We start from the raw sequence: 16,458 nt of genomic DNA on the forward strand, positions 1-16,458 counted from the left end.
AAGCCTCATTCCAAAAGGAAAGAGGCTTTGTGTTAAATTGATAAATGAAGAGGGATAAAATTAAGCTGTTTCCAACATCTTCTTCAGTGTAATGCCGATCTCAGCCGGACTTTCAACAACGGTAATTCCGGAATTGGCCAGGGACTTCTTCTTTTCCTGGGCCGTTCCTTTTCCACCGGAAATAATGGCACCGGCATGTCCCATTCGTCGTCCCGGAGGCGCGGTAGAACCTGCGATAAAGGCTACAACAGGCTTGTTGCAATGTTCTTTGATCCATTCGCCTGCTTCTTCTTCAGCCGTACCGCCGATCTCACCGATCAAGACGATCGCTTCGGTGTCCGGATCGTCATTCAGCATTTTAACAGCATCAAGATGCGTAGTCCCGATCACCGGGTCGCCTCCAATACCGATCGCTGTGCTTTGTCCCAAACCTTCCTTGGTAAGCTGATCTACGGCTTCATAGGTCAACGTTCCGGACCGTGAGATCAACCCAACTTTACCCGGGCTGAAGATATTACCGGGCATAATTCCAACTTTAGCTTCACCCGGAGTGATAACACCCGGGCAATTGGGTCCGATGAGCGTAGCGCCGTGGCTTTTTACCACTTGTTTGGCAACAATCATATCCTTAACCGGAATACCTTCAGTGATACAAATGATCACCTTGATACCCGCAAAAGCTGCTTCGGTGATAGCATCACCGGCAAAGGCTGGAGGTACAAAAATCACGGAGGTGTTTGCCTGCACTTCTTTAACGGCATCGGCTACCGTGTTAAAAACAGGACGATCTAAATGGGTTTGGCCACCTTTTCCGGGAGTTACACCACCAACTACATTGGTGCCATATTCGATCATTTGTTCGGCATGAAAGCTACCCTCGCTTCCGGTGAATCCCTGAACTATAAGACGGGTGTCTTTTCCAACTAATACGCTCATCAATCAATTTATTTGAGGTTCAAATTTGGGGTTGGGAATATAGCATCTCTTGCACCTAATTGAAAAGCTTATTTGTAAAGGAAAGTTAGGCCCGAAAATAGTTTTTCACAGCCGTAGAGTAGCGAGGGGTAGGGAATGTATACCATTCTATGAAACATTGTTTCCCAAAATCCTGTTAGAGTGATAAATGAAAAGTAAATAAGATGATATTATGGATTTAAAGAAAAGATCTCGTGAGGAATTAGAAAATAAAATCGAACATTTGGAACGGCTCATAGCGAAAAAAGGAGTGGGCTCCGATTACCTTTCCAAAGCCGAACGAATTCAGCGCGACCTTAACCTGGCTTTGATACTTGGAGGGACTGCGGTGTTGGTAGGTACAGCCGCATGGACCTTGTTAAGCTCAAGAGGCGACTGATTTTAAGAAAAGAATAAATCTAAATCTGCCTGCCCTTTTACAGCCCGAATGAATGCGCACATTCATTCGGGCTTTTTTATAAAATTTAAAATAATCATCGCTGAAAGCTGCTTTTGGAAATCTTGTTTTTTAACCTTCTCACGTTATATTACATCTGTTGATTTTTTTGATCAATCCATCTTAACAAAAAACTAACTTATGAGACGATTATCGCATTTAATTCCGCTACTTTTAATTTCTTTTCTCTGGCAACCATCAACAGCACAAACAACAGCTGATGGTGAAGCAGAGCCTATGCAAGGATTTGCCCGGGCTGTAGATATCTCAGGAGACAAGGTATTTATTGGTGAACCCGCCAATTACCATCAACCGGGAATAGTTTATGTCTATGCTAATAATAACGGCGAATGGGAAGCAAAAGCACAACTAAAAGCCTCGGACGGACAGATCGGGAATGATTTCGGTGCAGTTCTTTCAGCCACCGGAAACCGAATTTTAGTTGGTGCCCCGGGTGCTAATAATGGAAATGGTGCCGTATATGTATATGAAGCCGGTAATGAATGGACGGAAGCGGCTATTCTTTCCATAGAGACAGAAGATACAGATTTCGGCTCCGGCGTTTTGTTGGATGGAGATCATGCCTTTATAGGAGCTCCGGGACATGCCGATGGCAGAGGTGCTGTGGTAATTTTTCAACGAATGAATGGAAACTGGACTGAAGCCGAAACCATCATCAACCCCGATACTGCCGGTTCCGGATTCGGTTCAACCCTGGCAATGGAAGGTTCGCACTTGGTAGTTGGTGCTCCTGAACGACAGGGAGGGAATGTATATGTGTATGAAAGTAATGGAGCTGACTGGGATCTGTCCGGTACTTTAAGCGGTCAGGTTGCCGACGAACGCAGCTCTTTTGGAACGGCCGTTAACATCAAAGATGGGAAGGTTTTTGTAGGTGCTCCCCGACAAAATGGAGCAGCCGGCGCTGTATTTGTATTCTCTAAAAATGAAGGATCAGACGAATGGATGTCTGAAAATCGTTTATCCGCTTTTGACGCTCAAAACTGGTATCTCTTCGGTGGTGCCATCGAATTTTCAGGCAATGACCTATGGATAGGGGCTCCAAATGCAGATGGCGGAAACGGAGCGATCTACCGGTTTGAAAGTGATGAGAATGGTGACTGGACATCAGTATTCAAGATGAGATCCGATCAGGGGGAAGGCGATCGATTTGCCGGAACGCTTGCTGTAGAAGGAGATGTAGCAGTTGTTGGACTTACCGGGGCAGATTTTGGGGCCGGTTCTGCTGTGATCATGCAGAAAAATGATACGAATATGTGGATGACCCAGAAAATCCTGATCGGACAAGGTGATAACGTCCTTGAGCCTATTACCGGCGGACGCGTAAATTGTGAAGGCGGTAATGCCGATATTTACGGATGTGATAATGTAGACCTCGTTTCATTCTTACCCATCAGTGCTATTGGTGGAGACCGTGGGGTTCGCCTGAACGACATGTGGGGCTGGACAGATTCCCAGACCGGCAAGAACTATGCAATTGTAGGCCGTAATGAGGGAACTTCATTTGTTGATGTAACCGATCCATTGAATCCTGTTTATATTGGAAGCCTGCCTTTGACGGAAACGGGTCAGCCAAGTACATGGAGAGATATCAAAGTGTACAAAGACCATGCTTATGTGGTAGCTGATAATGCCCGCGAGCATGGAATGCAGGTACTCGACCTAACCGAACTTCGAAAGTTTGAAGGTGAACCGATCATTTTTGAGGAAACAACACTCTACAAAAATTTCAACAGTGCGCATAACATTGTGATCAATGAGTCTACCGGCTTTGCGTATGCAGTTGGAACCAGCGGCGGGGGACAAACCTGCGGCGGTGGCTTACATATGATCAATATTCAGGATCCTGCCAATCCTACATTTGCAGGATGTTTTGCGGATCCTTCAACCGGCCGCCGTGGAACCGGATATTCTCATGATGCCCAGTGCGTTATTTACGATGGCCCGGATGAAGAGCACCAGGGTAGTGAGATCTGTCTCGGAGCCAACGAAACGGCCGTAAGTATCGCAGATGTGACAGATAAAGACAATCCGGTAGCACTGTCAACCGCTTCTTATCCCGACCATGCTTATGTACACCAGGGATGGCTGACCGAGGATCACCGTTATTTTTTCCAGAATGATGAGCTGGATGAATTGACCGGTAACGTAGATCAGACAAGAACATTGATCTGGGATGTGAGCGATCTGGATGATCCTCAGTTTGTAGGTGAATTCTTTCTCCCGAACCCAGCTTCCGATCATAACCTGTACATCGAGGATAATACGATGTATCAATCCAATTATGTGAGCGGATTACAAGTGATCGATATCTCAAATCCTGAAGATCCTCAGCGTGTAGGGTATTTCGACACACACCCATTTGTGGAAGATGCAGCCGGCTTCTCCGGAACCTGGAGTAACTTCCCATATTTTGATGATATCGTGCTGATGACAAGCTCCAACGAAGGGCTCTTCATTTTGGATACCAATCGCGATTAATAGCTGTTAAAATAATTTCGGCAACTTTGGGTTACTTCACTTGGAGTGGACCCGGAGTTGCCTTTTTTTGTTTTCATTAAATATGAGACCATGATATTTTCTATTTCAAATTTCTTTCGAAACGTAGCAATCATTGTTCTAACCCTTTTTACTGCAACTTCAGCTTTTGCACAGGCCGGGGCCGATACGCAGTATATGTATGTCTGCAACCAGGGGTCTGCCACTGTTTCGGTGATCGATGTTTCCACCAATACGATCACGGACACCGTGGATTTGCAGGAGCTTGGCTTTTCTGCAAATGCAAAGCCACATCATGCTGTTGCTGACAAAGACGGTGAGTTTTGGTACGTCACTTTGATCGGTGAAAACAAGGTTCTGAAATTTGATCGAAATAACGAACTGCAGGGATCGGCTGAATTGGAAGTTCCGGGTTTGATGGCCATGCATCCTGAAAAGGACCTGCTCTATGTAGGTCGTTCAATGAGTGCAGTGAATCCGCCTCAAAGCTTTGGAATAGTAAACCGAACTACTATGGAAGTTTTAGAGGAAGTGGATCTGTTCTTCACACGTCCCCATGCCATAACCACAACCCCAAATGGGGAATGGGCTTATGTGGGAAGTCTTTCCGAAAACCAGATCCTATCTTTGAATACCGAAACAGAAGAAACCAATTTGATCAATGTGCCGGGTAGTCCTCATACCTTTGTAAATTTTGCGGTCACCCCAGATGGAAACAATATGATCGCTACCGGACAAATATCCGGTAAACTGTTGATTTTTGATATTCGTGATCCGCTTTCTCCACAACTTGCAGCAACGCTTGATGTAGGGGCTCAGCCATGGCACCCGGTAATTTCTTCGGATGGAAAGCATGCCTATTTTGCAAATAAGGAAGATCATTCGGTGTCTGTGATCAATTTGGAGGATGGGGCGATAGAGGCTACCATCACGGGAAACGGACTTGCACAGCCTCACGGTGCTGCTCTTTCACAAGATGACAAGTATTTATATATCACCAATAACAACCTGGACGGCACGTATAATCCCGAAGGTTTGAAAGAAACCGGAAACCTGCCGGGAACGGTTGTCGTCATCAATACGGAAACGAATACGATCGAGAAAGTGATTGAAGTAGGCCGGTATCCATCCGGTATCGGAACCAATGCCCGCTAAATTCTATCTGAAAAGATCCATGAAAATGACACGTATTCTATCCTTTATTGCGGTGAGCCTGATGCTGATCTCAGGGTGCCGATCACTTCAACAAACAGATGAAAGCTCAACCTCAGACTTAACGGATTACCAACAAGTGGTTGATCCGTTTCCCGTTTACGATGCATCGGATGAACTGATCACTTTTCCCTTTCTTGGTGGATTTAACGCGCCCCGCCCACAATTCGTGGATATTGATGCTGATGGGGATACGGATCTTTTTGTCCAGGAAAATACAGGCGATCTAAAATACTTTGAGTTTACAGAGCAAGGCTCGGAATTTCCCTTAGAATGGCGGACCAATAAGTATCAGGAACTGGATATCGGGGAATGGTTTCGCTTTGTAGATCTGGATCAGGACGGTGATCTTGATCTGTTGACCGAGCAACCCTACAGCTATATTCGGTATTACCGAAATGAAGGGACCCGGGAAAAAGCTCGGTTTGTACTTGCAGTTGATTCATTGCGAGACGTAACGGGCGAAGCTATTTTTTCTGACCGGCAGAATATCCCCAACGTCACCGATATCGACAATGACGGCCTTCTGGATCTTTTTATCGGACGGTTGGATGGTACATTGACGCGCTATGAATCCATTGGCAGGGATGAACGGGAAATACCGCGTTTCGAATTGGTAACCGAGCGATTTGAAGACATCGAGATCGTAAAACAGTTCGGAACCATGCATGGAGCCAATACCATGGCTTTTATGGACATCGATGCCGATGGGGATCAGGATATCTTCTGGGGTGATTTTTTTGAGCCGAGCATTTTGCTGCTTGAGAACAGGGGGACTCCTTCCAGCCCTGATTTTAAAGGCGAGCCCAGGCCTTTTCCTGCAGATGATCCTGTGCAAACCAGCGGTTATAATGCCCCCTCACTCACTGATTGGGGGAAAGACGGCGATGCAGACCTATTTCTTGGAGTACTTGGCGGTGCATATAATGCCAATCAAACGCTCGCCGAAAATTTTCTCTTTTATGAGCAACAATCTCCCGGACAGTTTCGGCTGCAAACCAAACAATTTCTGAAAACCCTGGATGTAGGAAACGAAAGCATCCCGGCAACCGGTGATATTGACGGCGATGGCGACCTCGATCTGTTGCTTGCAAACAAGATCGACCCCATTAACCGAAATACCTCGATTGTATATGTGTTTGAAAACAGGGGGACTGAAAACACTCCGGAATTCCACCAAAAAAGCACGCTGAATTTGCCGGATGCCTATCACTATGCTCCCGATTTGGCCGATCTGAATGGCGATGGACTCGATGACCTGCTGCTTGGAAGCTGGCGGGGAGGAGTGGCATTTTATCAAAATACCGGCGGTTCTTTTGATCTTGTGGAAGAAAATATCATAGAGCTGCCGCGGGGAAGTAATGCCGTTCCTGAGCTGGTTGACCTGGATGCGGACGGAGATCTCGACGTACTGCTTGGGTCTTCAGGCGGAACTGTTTCATACTTTGAAAACACCGGTTCAGCAAGCGATCCTGAGTTTCAGCTGGTGGAAGATGCTTTTCCGAATGTAGAAGTAGGTCACCGCAGCAACCCCGCATTTTTTGATGTGGATGGAGACGGCGATCTCGATCTGTTTCTCGGTTCCAAAGTGGATGGGATCGTTTTTTTCAGGAATATTGGATCTCCCAAAAAAGCAGCATTCAAGATGGAAACCGAGCTCCCGATCTCCGTAGAAGCCACCCAATTCAGCGCCCCTCATTTTGCCGATCTGGATGGAGATGGAATACCGGAGTTTTTATCAGGAAACAGAGAAGGTGGTTTGATCTATTTCCGCCCGTAAGTTGAATTTCTTTCACAGAACATTTTGCGGTTCTAATTACCGTTGGAAATGTTGTTCAGAACGTCCTTTTAGGATGGGTTTGAAGAGTTATGGTTGAGCTTCGGTGACTGCGATAAATAGAGGTTCACAAAATAGTATTCGCAACCCAAAAATAGACCGAAACGCTCAACACATCCTGAATGATGGTGGCTACAGGCCCGCTGGCGTTGGCCGGGTCAAATTTTAACCGGTCAAAAATAAAGGGTACAAACAGGCCGCTGAAAAGGGAAGTCATAATAGCTAAGAACAACGCCAAACTGATCACCATGCTGATTTCCGGTTGATCATAAAGTAACAGGCTGATGACATAGAGCAATCCGCTGATCAGAATTGCGAGGATGAGTACGATGGTGAATTGCCGCCTCAGATATTTTATGAAATTCAAAGTAGGATCAACGGCAAGATCCCGAATGATAAAAGCTTCAATTTGAGTACCGATGGCATCGGCCATATACACGATGAGCGGGATGAAAGACGCCAGGATGATCTGTTTTGAAAGCACATCTTCAAATTGACTGACGATGCCTGCTGACAGCAGTCCGCCAAAAAGCCCAAGGATAAGCCACGGTGTTCGGTGCTTCAGAATGGTTGTGAAAGGCAGCTTTAGGATGTCATCGTAGGTAGCGGTGTGGGTCACACCACCCAGCCGAAAAAGATCTTCTGTGGATTCATGGTGCAAAGCCCTTAAAATGGCCTTGCTTGGGAATTCTCCTAAAAATTTATGCTCATGGTCGACCACCGGAATCGCTCGTAAATTATGTTTAAGCGCAAGATGAACCACCCGTTCCTGCGTGGTATACGGATGCGCCACGATCAGTTTCTTAGGGGAGAGATGAATGAGTTTGGTGTCGTTTGCAGAATGAAGGATCTGACGTATAGAAATGACGCCTTTGAGTGTTTTCTCTTCATCCAAAAGATAGATATAGTTGAACGTATCGAAATCATAATGGATGGTGAGCAAAAATTCCCTGAATTCCCTGACGGTTTTGTTCTCGCCCATGGTGGGGACGTTTGTAAGCATGATGGCCCCGGCGGTTTTGGGAGGATATCGCTTATTTTGAGGTGAATCTTTCATCGTACGAGCAACATCAATGCTTTGACCCGCTTCTCGTCTACATCTTCAAGACCATAAAATTTTATATGACGCATGATCTTACCTTTCCCCTCAAAATTCTTTAGATCATTCTCGGTAAGCCCTGCAACGGTGAACCCCATATTTACATGATCTCTAAGCCCCACTAAGTAAAAATTATCTTCATACCAGGGAACTCCATTCTTGAAGGACTCTTCCATATCCGGAAAGGTTGTAAAAATGATGGTCCTCAGCTTCTCACAAATTTCTTTTTGAGGGGAAGGAAGTCGACTCAGGTAGTCTTTAACTTTAGGATGGATGGACATCTTGACAGAGGATAAATAAAACCTGAATCTAAATTATCAGAAATAAAAAGCATTGTATGTAGGGAATTCACTTTAATTCAAAACTTTAGCTCATTACCTGCCGCATTTTAGCAATCATCATGGAGTGGTTGTTTATAATACAGGCAAGACAATCTTGCTCACTGCTCACTGCTCACTGCTCACTGACAGAAGCTTGCCTTCTTCCCAACCAATACAACCCGGTGCCGATAGCGATGAACAAGGCCGTCAGCCAGATGGAATTAAAGCTGACTTGCAGCATCAGCCATAAACAAGCAAGGATACCGAGAATGGGGATCAGGTAACCCCCTTTTAGGATGAAACGGGATTTTTGCTGAGCGAATTTTGGTCGAAGCACCGGAACGGCTCCACAAGTGATAATGAAAAGGAAGAGACGAGAGAGGACCGTCATAGCTGCCAGTGCGGTAAATGATCCTAAAGCGGCTCCAATAAAAGCAAAAACTCCGAAGAAGATCACGGAATTTGCAGGGGTCATAAACCTGGGATGAACCTTGCCAAACCATTTCGGCAAAGAATGCTCTAATGCCAAAGCGTATGTAAGCCGCGGAGTAGAAAAGATAGTACTTACCAGGTTTCCGGTTACCGAGGTGACTACACCAATCATCAAAATGATGGCGCCGGCTGTTCCGAATAATGCGCCTGAAGCATCCAAAAGAGGGGATTCGGAGGAAGCGAGATCAGGAACTGCAGATTGAGTGACGAGCTGAATGAACATATAAAGAATCACCACGGATCCCAACCCCAAAAGTAAAGCCAGAGGCATATCCCGTTCCGGTTTTTTGGCTTCTCCGGCCGGAACCACAGCTCCTTCAAATCCTACAAAAGCATAGATAAGCAGAAGGGCAGCGGCACCCAAATCACTTATGGGGGGAACCGGATTTTCGAAAGCAGGAACGACTTCGGATCCAAGTAACACCAATCCGCCAAACACCAGAAAGATCAGTACCGAAAATTTGAGTACGGTAAAAACCGCAAGTGACCGAATGGATTCAACGGATCCCAAAACATTTATGAGCGTAAGTCCGCCTATGATGATTCCGAGTGCTATCAAACGACCAATTCCTTCTGCCGCCGGTTCAAAAAAGTAGCCGATGCTGTCGGTTAGTAAGACGGAATTGGCGGCGAAGGAGATCATCCGCGCTACATAGAATAGCCATCCTGCTTGAAAGCCGATAAATGGGCCAAAAGCAGCCGTTCCGTATTTTACAGGACCGCCTGTGCCCTTGAAGTAACTGCCTAGCTCTGCGAAACTCAGGATAACAGGAAGCATCAGCAGTGCACAGATCACATAAATCCAAATGCTGTATTCGCCGGCAAGAGCAAAAGCGCCGCTGGGCAGCCCAAAGATCCCGGCTCCCACAAAGCCATTGATGACCAACAGCCATATGCCCCATACGCCCAACTTTCGGGGCAGCTGTTCTTCATTTTCAGATCGGGATGCAGTGCTTTCACTCATAGCCAAAGGTATAGAATGCTTTTTAGATTTGTAGAATGGTTTTTAGGCTGACTTCCATTCCTGAAATTCCAAAAACTTAGAGCTTTTCTATTTTGATGACTGTTTTGTAAGCGGATAACTTAGTTATTATAGTAGCTGATCCTGTTGATCTTCTCCTGCATCTGTTGAACCCTTTTTTGTAAATGTTGCTTTTACTCTCTTTGAAACCAGCATATATGGTATCCAGATTATTCCGGCAAAAAATGACTGTGAAATTTCTGTAGATGTTTCGGTATCAAATATTTGTATACCGGGAATCACCAAACTAACAAGCCATGCATCGAATGGAATAAAAACCAAGGAAGCCAGCAGAATCAGTATGTATAGTTTGGGGAAAAAGTAATGCTTTGAAAAATAGAGGTAGATCAGGTAAACCGAGGCAAAGAGCAACACAACGTTAAATACTATTTCCAGGATCAAAACGGAACTGAAATAGGGGGCGTAAAACTCAGAGCTTTCGCTTGTTAAAGCTTGCCAGGTTCCATCCCTAAATAATGAAAGATAACCGGGTGAAAGTTCAATAAGCATCCGAAATGGAGCGATCAGTACTCCTAAACCCACCAAGACAAGCCATCCGTTAAGCCCTTTTAATTCTTCATTTTCATTCATGGGAGCCCCGTTTATTTCAGGAATATCTATACATAAGATCAGTGATAGAATTAGCGAAATTAATTCTTTAGAAGCAATAGAAAAGATTCATGCAAACTGCTCTGTTAAACACCGAACAGATGATCTGGTTATAACAGGTCTTTTTATTTGTGATCTTTTTGCATGTTTTCCAGTTGAGAGAGCATTGCAAGAGCTTTTTGTCTGGAAGGTGGGGACAGTAAATTGCCTGATATAAAAGTGTCTACCTCAGGATATCCTGATCGGTTTAAGATATTTGCCGCATTGGAAAGGTCATAATTTGTATGCTTGAATTCGATCCTATCCCCAAGAATAAGCCATTCAGCTCCGGTACCACCAAAGGGCATTCCCACACTTCCTGCATTTACCACTCGTATACCATTGACTTCCAGGTCGAATTGCATGTGTGTATGGCCACAAACTACCAAAGGAGTGTCGATCCCTTCAAAAATATCTGCCAAAATTTCGTATGGTGTTTGCTGGGTGAAAACCCGGATATCGCTGTGCGGTGTAGCGTGACAAAAGCAAACACTGTCAAACACATCCGATTTCAGCTCCAGGGTTGCCGGCCAATCTGCAATGAACTGTTTCTGATTCTTACTCATAACTTTTGTTGTCCATCGTGTTACTTCATCAGCTTTAGCCGAAATCCCACCTGGAGCCTTACCGTTAATGCAACGTAAAAACTCTGATTCAGAATTGCCCCGGATGAAATGAACAGGAAGGTCCAGAGTTTGTAATAAAGTTAAGGATTCTGATGGCATCGGTCCGGCGATCACATCACCGCCAACAACAATGATATCAACCTTCTCTGCTTGAACCTCATCAAGCACTGCTTCAAGAGCAGGAAGGTTTCCGTGGATATCATAAATTGCAGCTATGCGCATGTTTAGATCTTTTTACTTCTAAAATAGCTAAAGTTTTTCAGGCCATTTTTTGATCTGAAGATAATTTTGGAATCAGAGTTTACGATCAGGAGAATATTACTATTGATTTGTGATGCCTTTATGGTCATAACTTATGGCTCTTTTCATGATCCATGAATTTTCTGTCTTTTGCCAAATTGTGGAGAATTTCGCCTCTTCCACTTTTTTTCCAGCCACATAAAATGCATGCTTACCGGTTTGCAAGGCGCCGTAATTACCCAGTTTGTGAACTTCAGAGGAAATGAGCTGTCGGGTAACAGTAAAGGGTTTGGAGCATCGATCTTTAAAGGCCATAATTTCTTTGTCAATTGAAGTGTTCAACCCTGACCGGTCATCGTAAAACTCAAGATCTTTACTAACGATTTGTTTGAACAGCGGCAGGTCACAGGTGTTGAAGGCAACGTCAAAAAGAAGGCTGTCCATTTTCATGATCTCAGTTTGTAAAAAATTCATATCGGGTGGGTTATTACTTTCCTGTCCCCAACAATCAGCAGAAAAAATAAGAACAAGAGCCAGTATAGATAGGATTTCTCGCATGTTTGAATTCGGTTTGGTGATGTTGAATGGCCAAACCTACGCCGGCGCAGGGTATTAGTTTCACGGAGAGTATTTAATGGAATATCAGGGGTTTTAGTCAGGAATTTTTGCGATCCTGCTACTAGGATCATGTACTGCTGACAGGAGTCAAACTCATTATTATCAAGTTTAGGGGTAGAAAAAGAGAAGAGGCTCAATTTACTAGACTTTAGACCATGCAATCGATCCCATCTAACACCATATGGATCAGCAGGCCTAAGCCGATCAGGTGAAGGATCCGGGAAGCAGGAGAGAGGTTGGGGCGACCGGTTCTCCACCGGTTGATCAAAGGCACGGCAAAAAGAAGAACATAAAAGAGCATTGCAGGAAGGGTATGAAGCGGATGAAAACCGATCGAACAGCGGGCCGGATCGTAGATCGGGTTTGCCAGCAGGTGATCCAGGTCCACCAGCATGGTTGCGATTAGAACGAATGTGGCATATCGCCAACGACTCCGATAAAACAGGAGTGCGACCAACACCGGGATAACGAAGTGTAAAAGGAGATGGAGCATAGCGAAATTAAATAGACACTGTGGGCAGGTTTTGGGATTATGTTTTTGCTTACTCTAATCTAACTAAACCGTCAGATTTCATCGTGACTATTTCATTTCATTATAGGACTTAAAAGACTTTTTGTTTTCTTCAACTGCTGGTTTTAAAGAAACAGGATGGCCTGTTCGTTCTTCTAAAATTTCTTCGGCAGTTGCTATTTCTTCAGAGCTGTAATGACTGGGATTTTGAAGTACATGACGTAATTGTTCATCATTTTTTTCTTTCATGTTCTTCTTTAAAAATCCGTTGGGCATATCGATTTGTTTAGTTGTACTAACGACCTACCACATAACCGGCGCAGGGATTATGATTTGTTAAAAGGCTACACGAGTACTCGGGAGCAAGAAATTTAACCAAAGCCGCGTCTGCGTCCGCCGTTAATACGGTTGTTAGGTGTACTTTCATATGCTTTCACTGAGAGATAAATTTTCAGCCAGTTTAGTTAAAAAGCTATCTATCATCTCAATACACTCAGTGATGAAATTCTTTGAAAGCTTGATTTGCCCAGAATCATGTCTTTCTAAGGAATTTTTTCTATCTATGTATCTCTCAATTTTTTTTGAGTTTATATAGCCTCCTGAATGAGCTATACAATTTCGAATTCTGTTGTAGTTTTTTATTTCTCCCCATTCTTTTGATTGATCTGGAAATTCGAAATCCAAATGAGATTTAATAAACTCTTGACATAGAGTAATACCTGAATCCTTCATCGCTTCTAATTCTGCTTCTTTATCATATTCTTTTGCAAGTACTTTTATTGTATTTGTTAACTCATTTTCAAAAAAATAGTATGCAGTCGAGAATATTGATGACCAAATGGTATATTCAAAAACTAAATTCATGTCATCAATTTCAGAGTCAAATAATAAATTAAATGCTTCTTCTGTTTTTGATGGATTATCACTATTCTCAATTTTTGGAACAAAGAGATGATTCCAATGGCTATCCATTTTAGACAAAATAAGTGCTTCTATTATTTCGGTTAATCGTATTAGATTAATCAATCGAATTTTAAAATATTGATACCTAACAACTAAGGTAACATCAGTAATTTTTTTCATTAAATATATCAGCGGTTAATCCTGTTACTACTACGGTAATCCAGTAATTACTTTCGATTCCTTTGGTTCTTTAACTAGTTCAATTTTAGCCATTCGGTGAGGAGCAAAACATCTGTTTTCTTCAGTCAAATAATCATAGCATTCTAAAACTTTTACTCCATGAAATGTTGTATATCCGATTGGTTCAAGTGTTCGTAAACTTTTTCCACCAGTCCTTTTAGTGTAGTGACAATGTATCATCAACTTTCTTTCTAACGCTTCTTTTATGTAATCTGCGGGAAGGCGAGGGCCCGGAAGAGATTCTTTCAGCTCTATTTTGTACATGTTTTTCAGTTTAAAGTCTCTTGATGTATTACTGAGATAACAGAACCCTGCAAAATACATCCCGTCCTCTTTCGAAATTAATTTTTCAGCTTGAACTAAATGCTTATCCCGAACCCCTTCGAATCGTCGATATTTGAAGGAAATGTAAAGAGACTCTTTTTTAGATTTCTCAATTTTATCGATCAGAGCTGAATAATGATTACTTTGATTGGAAGGAGAGGATTTTTCTTGAAAATCTTGGCTAATATTGAAGGGATGCTCTTTCTGGTGACATTTTAAACAGAGGACTTCTAAGTTTTCAGCTTTGTGATTACCACCATGTGATACTGGTATTATATGATGAACCTGTAAGGGATTACCTTGAGTTGCAGATTTGCCACAGTTCATACAGTTTTTTTGATGCTGGCGTAATTCAAATGATCTGTTACCCCAATCAGGCGGTTTTGTTAACCAATAATCATAAACTTTTCGTAATTCTCTTTGACGATCTATCAAAATCTGTTGTTTATCTTCTTTCCATGATGATATTTGTTTTGTCCAGTATTCCGCTCGTTCTTCCAAATCTTCGACTGAATCAGGTACTACGTTAAATAATTTTTGAAAGAAACTTCTTTGATCAAATGCTTGTCTTATTTCTGAACTTATGCTGGATAAAGCGTTTTGAGCATTCTTTATTTTTTCATCGAAAGAAGTATTCTTGCTTTCAAGTTTATCAAGACATTCTTGATGATATCTCATCCCATTTTGAAGCAGATTGCTTTCAATACAAGTTTTGCCACAAATAAAACAAAGGTCTTTCTCTTCTTGATTTATTACAATGTTTTCGTATCCACATTCCGGACAAACAACCTTCAATTTTTTTTGAGGTGGGTTCTTAATCCTCAATTTTCGACCACAGTTGCAGGTAATAATCATCTTACTTTTTCAAGTTTCATTGAAATAGAGGAATATTATTTAAAGATACAAATTCGAAAAACACCCCAACTGCATCCGCTGTGAAATGCTCTGTTTGGTACATATAAATAGTTATTTGTCAGATCTCAAAGCGCTTATTTCTGTTCCTGTGAGGCAATCTTCAATAAACATATATTTATGAATTGGACCAAGAGCTCCAACTTTTTTTCTTTTATCAAAAAGTAAAAGTCTCCATAGAACATCTTCTCCAAAGTCTATATACACCCGTGCATTGGAATCAATCCAATTATGAAAGATTTTACTACGTCCATACCAATTTATTTTATAAACAAGAGGCTTATCTTGAATTGGTTTACTACTTATACTAATATTGAAATAGGGTTTATTATCTATTCCATCAACAATCCAAATTAAATTGTCGTAAAATTTCTCTCTAGCTATTCTTTCTTCAAATTTTAAAGGTGAATGCTGAAATTCTAAAATTAAGCCAAAAGGATTTTTAACATCCGCAATATGTTTCTCGCCACTTTGTTCATCTATGTGGGTGACTTCTTGCCATTCTTTTGGGAAATTATTTTTCCAGTTTCTATGCCAATCAGTCTCAGATTCCCACCAAGGATCACAGGGTGGTTGACCTTTATGTGCCCAATGCCAGATTTTAATTTTGCCGCACTTTGGGATCATTTCAGATTCACAATTAGGACAAATCCCTTTTAATTCTGGTTTCGCTTCTCGTTTTTCTCCATTAACTAGAGCAAATCTCATTTAATTAAGATAAATGGTTAGAGGTAAGCCTAACACAATATTATACGAACAAGCATATTGTTATCAGGCGTCGGATAAAATCCGAAAACTTTTCTTTAATACATTTATTCGATGATTTTGGGATGTTATCCGTCTTGTTAGACGTATAATGTCGCCGGATAAGATCCGTATTAATCTCTCCTAAAATAGCATATCCCAAAGCAAAGTCAATTCAGGATCTTAGGGCGAAGAGCAGAGCAGATTAGATAGTGCAGCGGGAGCCGGTCACTCTACCATGATGTCACCATAAGAGATCATTTGCCCGCGGGCATCGAAGACGAATACGCGGTTCAGTCCACGGGCGCCTTCGGGATTGCCAAATTGGGCAAATTCAAGGGGATTGATCTGGAAGGTGGTCAGCCCGGGATCGAGGGCTCCAAAATCCTGGTACAAACTGCGAAAGGTATTATCGGGAAAGCGGGTCATCACTTCCAGGCCTGTTACCGATTGCACGCCGGTGACTTCCACTTCAAACTGCACGGCCTGACTGGTGGTAGCCGGATTTGGATATACGGGCACAATTTCGATGAGTCCCTGGAACAGGGGAGAGGTGCGCCAGTCATCGGGATCGGCTTCAACTACCTGTCCCTGATTGGTGGTTTCGGTGAAACCGGAGGGAAGTCCGTAGGCTTGTTGCTCAAACTCACGCTGATCGTCGTTGCGGGTACAGCTTCCAAAAAGCAACAACATCAATAAAACAGAGAAAGGGGTAAAAAACTTTGACATAAAAGGCACGAATCAGGTATTCAAATCGTTCGAATTTCGGGAAACAAACCG

At 43.0% G+C, this 16,458-nt stretch carries 17 protein-coding genes; 4 read left to right on the forward strand and 13 right to left on the reverse strand.

The window, feature by feature from the left end; genetic code table 11:
* Window positions 1-60: 60 nt before the first annotated feature.
* Window positions 61-936 (reverse strand): succinate--CoA ligase subunit alpha, encoded by an 876-nt coding sequence (gene sucD, locus B151_RS0101830; protein WP_020401884.1) that lies wholly within the window; start codon window positions 934-936, stop codon window positions 61-63.
* A 211-nt stretch (window positions 937-1,147) separates the two neighbouring features.
* Between sucD and B151_RS0101835 the strand changes: the two genes are divergently transcribed.
* The 4 genes from B151_RS0101835 to B151_RS0101850 all read left to right on the forward strand — a co-directional run bounded on the left by B151_RS0101835 (window position 1,148) and on the right by B151_RS0101850 (window position 6,923).
* Window positions 1,148-1,354 carry a hypothetical protein gene (locus tag B151_RS0101835; RefSeq protein ID WP_020401885.1) on the forward strand — a complete coding sequence of 69 codons (207 nt, stop codon included), beginning with the start codon at window positions 1,148-1,150 and terminating at the stop codon, window positions 1,352-1,354.
* Between the two features lie 198 nt (window positions 1,355-1,552).
* The gene (locus tag B151_RS19285) at window positions 1,553-3,913 is read left to right on the forward strand and encodes a choice-of-anchor B family protein (RefSeq protein ID WP_020401886.1); all 2,361 of its coding nucleotides are present in this window, start codon (window positions 1,553-1,555) and stop codon (window positions 3,911-3,913) included.
* Between the two features lie 90 nt (window positions 3,914-4,003).
* Window positions 4,004-5,086 (forward strand): YncE family protein, encoded by a 1,083-nt coding sequence (locus tag B151_RS0101845; RefSeq protein WP_211207805.1) that lies wholly within the window; start codon window positions 4,004-4,006, stop codon window positions 5,084-5,086.
* Between the two features lie 25 nt (window positions 5,087-5,111).
* The gene (locus B151_RS0101850) at window positions 5,112-6,923 is read left to right on the forward strand and encodes an FG-GAP repeat domain-containing protein (RefSeq protein WP_026166418.1); all 1,812 of its coding nucleotides are present in this window, start codon (window positions 5,112-5,114) and stop codon (window positions 6,921-6,923) included.
* A gap of 124 nt (window positions 6,924-7,047) precedes the next feature.
* Here B151_RS0101850 and B151_RS17700 read toward each other — a convergent pair whose 3' ends face one another.
* From B151_RS17700 to B151_RS0101910, 12 genes are all read right to left on the reverse strand, one after another.
* A complete protein-coding gene (locus B151_RS17700) occupies window positions 7,048-8,037 on the reverse strand; it encodes a magnesium transporter (protein ID WP_020401889.1) in 990 nt (329 codons plus the stop codon).
* Complete coding sequence (locus tag B151_RS0101860; RefSeq protein ID WP_020401890.1) at window positions 8,034-8,360, reverse strand: DUF1801 domain-containing protein; 327 nt, start codon at window positions 8,358-8,360, stop codon at window positions 8,034-8,036. Before B151_RS0101860 ends, B151_RS17700 begins: the two co-directional genes overlap by 4 nt.
* Window positions 8,361-8,532: 172 nt before the next feature.
* Window positions 8,533-9,855: an APC family permease gene (locus tag B151_RS0101865; RefSeq protein WP_020401891.1), complete on the reverse strand. Its 1,323-nt coding sequence runs from the start codon at window positions 9,853-9,855 to the stop codon at window positions 8,533-8,535.
* A 126-nt stretch (window positions 9,856-9,981) separates the two neighbouring features.
* The gene (locus B151_RS0101870) at window positions 9,982-10,503 is read right to left on the reverse strand and encodes a DUF2569 domain-containing protein (RefSeq protein WP_020401892.1); all 522 of its coding nucleotides are present in this window, start codon (window positions 10,501-10,503) and stop codon (window positions 9,982-9,984) included.
* 143 nt (window positions 10,504-10,646) lie between these two features.
* On the reverse strand, window positions 10,647-11,408 hold the full coding sequence (locus tag B151_RS0101875; protein WP_020401893.1) for a metallophosphoesterase family protein: 762 nt from the start codon (window positions 11,406-11,408) through the stop codon (window positions 10,647-10,649).
* 99 nt (window positions 11,409-11,507) lie between these two features.
* Window positions 11,508-11,900 carry a nuclear transport factor 2 family protein gene (locus B151_RS0101880; protein WP_169332173.1) on the reverse strand — a complete coding sequence of 131 codons (393 nt, stop codon included), beginning with the start codon at window positions 11,898-11,900 and terminating at the stop codon, window positions 11,508-11,510.
* A 292-nt stretch (window positions 11,901-12,192) separates the two neighbouring features.
* Window positions 12,193-12,537 carry a DUF6122 family protein gene (locus B151_RS0101885; RefSeq protein WP_026166419.1) on the reverse strand — a complete coding sequence of 115 codons (345 nt, stop codon included), beginning with the start codon at window positions 12,535-12,537 and terminating at the stop codon, window positions 12,193-12,195.
* A gap of 87 nt (window positions 12,538-12,624) precedes the next feature.
* The gene (locus B151_RS0101890) at window positions 12,625-12,831 is read right to left on the reverse strand and encodes a hypothetical protein (protein WP_020401896.1); all 207 of its coding nucleotides are present in this window, start codon (window positions 12,829-12,831) and stop codon (window positions 12,625-12,627) included.
* A 147-nt stretch (window positions 12,832-12,978) separates the two neighbouring features.
* On the reverse strand, window positions 12,979-13,638 hold the full coding sequence (locus tag B151_RS0101895) for a hypothetical protein (RefSeq protein ID WP_040516384.1): 660 nt from the start codon (window positions 13,636-13,638) through the stop codon (window positions 12,979-12,981).
* A gap of 30 nt (window positions 13,639-13,668) precedes the next feature.
* A complete protein-coding gene (locus B151_RS0101900; protein WP_020401898.1) occupies window positions 13,669-14,877 on the reverse strand; it encodes an HNH endonuclease in 1,209 nt (402 codons plus the stop codon).
* Window positions 14,878-14,988: 111 nt separating this feature from the next.
* Window positions 14,989-15,642: a competence protein CoiA gene (locus tag B151_RS0101905; protein ID WP_020401899.1), complete on the reverse strand. Its 654-nt coding sequence runs from the start codon at window positions 15,640-15,642 to the stop codon at window positions 14,989-14,991.
* Between the two features lie 264 nt (window positions 15,643-15,906).
* On the reverse strand, window positions 15,907-16,407 hold the full coding sequence (locus B151_RS0101910) for a hypothetical protein (protein WP_020401900.1): 501 nt from the start codon (window positions 16,405-16,407) through the stop codon (window positions 15,907-15,909).
* Window positions 16,408-16,458 lie beyond the last annotated feature (51 nt).

It is taken from the genome of Gracilimonas tropica DSM 19535, assembly GCF_000375425.1.
GTDB lineage: Bacteria > Bacteroidota > Rhodothermia > Balneolales > Balneolaceae > Gracilimonas > Gracilimonas tropica.

Coding starts and splice junctions, on each gene's coding strand:
- sucD (WP_020401884.1), bottom strand. CDS start 936: ATGAGCGTATTAGTTGGAAAAGACACCCGTCTTATAGTTCAGGGATTC.
- B151_RS0101835 (WP_020401885.1), top strand. CDS start 1,148: ATGGATTTAAAGAAAAGATCTCGTGAGGAATTAGAAAATAAAATCGAA.
- B151_RS19285 (WP_020401886.1), top strand. CDS start 1,553: ATGAGACGATTATCGCATTTAATTCCGCTACTTTTAATTTCTTTTCTC.
- B151_RS0101845 (WP_211207805.1), top strand. CDS start 4,004: ATGATATTTTCTATTTCAAATTTCTTTCGAAACGTAGCAATCATTGTT.
- B151_RS0101850 (WP_026166418.1), top strand. CDS start 5,112: ATGACACGTATTCTATCCTTTATTGCGGTGAGCCTGATGCTGATCTCA.
- B151_RS17700 (WP_020401889.1), bottom strand. CDS start 8,037: ATGAAAGATTCACCTCAAAATAAGCGATATCCTCCCAAAACCGCCGGG.
- B151_RS0101860 (WP_020401890.1), bottom strand. CDS start 8,360: ATGTCCATCCATCCTAAAGTTAAAGACTACCTGAGTCGACTTCCTTCC.
- B151_RS0101865 (WP_020401891.1), bottom strand. CDS start 9,855: ATGAGTGAAAGCACTGCATCCCGATCTGAAAATGAAGAACAGCTGCCC.
- B151_RS0101870 (WP_020401892.1), bottom strand. CDS start 10,503: ATGAATGAAAATGAAGAATTAAAAGGGCTTAACGGATGGCTTGTCTTG.
- B151_RS0101875 (WP_020401893.1), bottom strand. CDS start 11,408: ATGCGCATAGCTGCAATTTATGATATCCACGGAAACCTTCCTGCTCTT.
- B151_RS0101880 (WP_169332173.1), bottom strand. CDS start 11,900: ATGAATTTTTTACAAACTGAGATCATGAAAATGGACAGCCTTCTTTTT.
- B151_RS0101885 (WP_026166419.1), bottom strand. CDS start 12,537: ATGCTCCATCTCCTTTTACACTTCGTTATCCCGGTGTTGGTCGCACTC.
- B151_RS0101890 (WP_020401896.1), bottom strand. CDS start 12,831: ATGCCCAACGGATTTTTAAAGAAGAACATGAAAGAAAAAAATGATGAA.
- B151_RS0101895 (WP_040516384.1), bottom strand. CDS start 13,638: ATGAAAAAAATTACTGATGTTACCTTAGTTGTTAGGTATCAATATTTT.
- B151_RS0101900 (WP_020401898.1), bottom strand. CDS start 14,877: ATGATTATTACCTGCAACTGTGGTCGAAAATTGAGGATTAAGAACCCA.
- B151_RS0101905 (WP_020401899.1), bottom strand. CDS start 15,642: ATGAGATTTGCTCTAGTTAATGGAGAAAAACGAGAAGCGAAACCAGAA.
- B151_RS0101910 (WP_020401900.1), bottom strand. CDS start 16,407: ATGTCAAAGTTTTTTACCCCTTTCTCTGTTTTATTGATGTTGTTGCTT.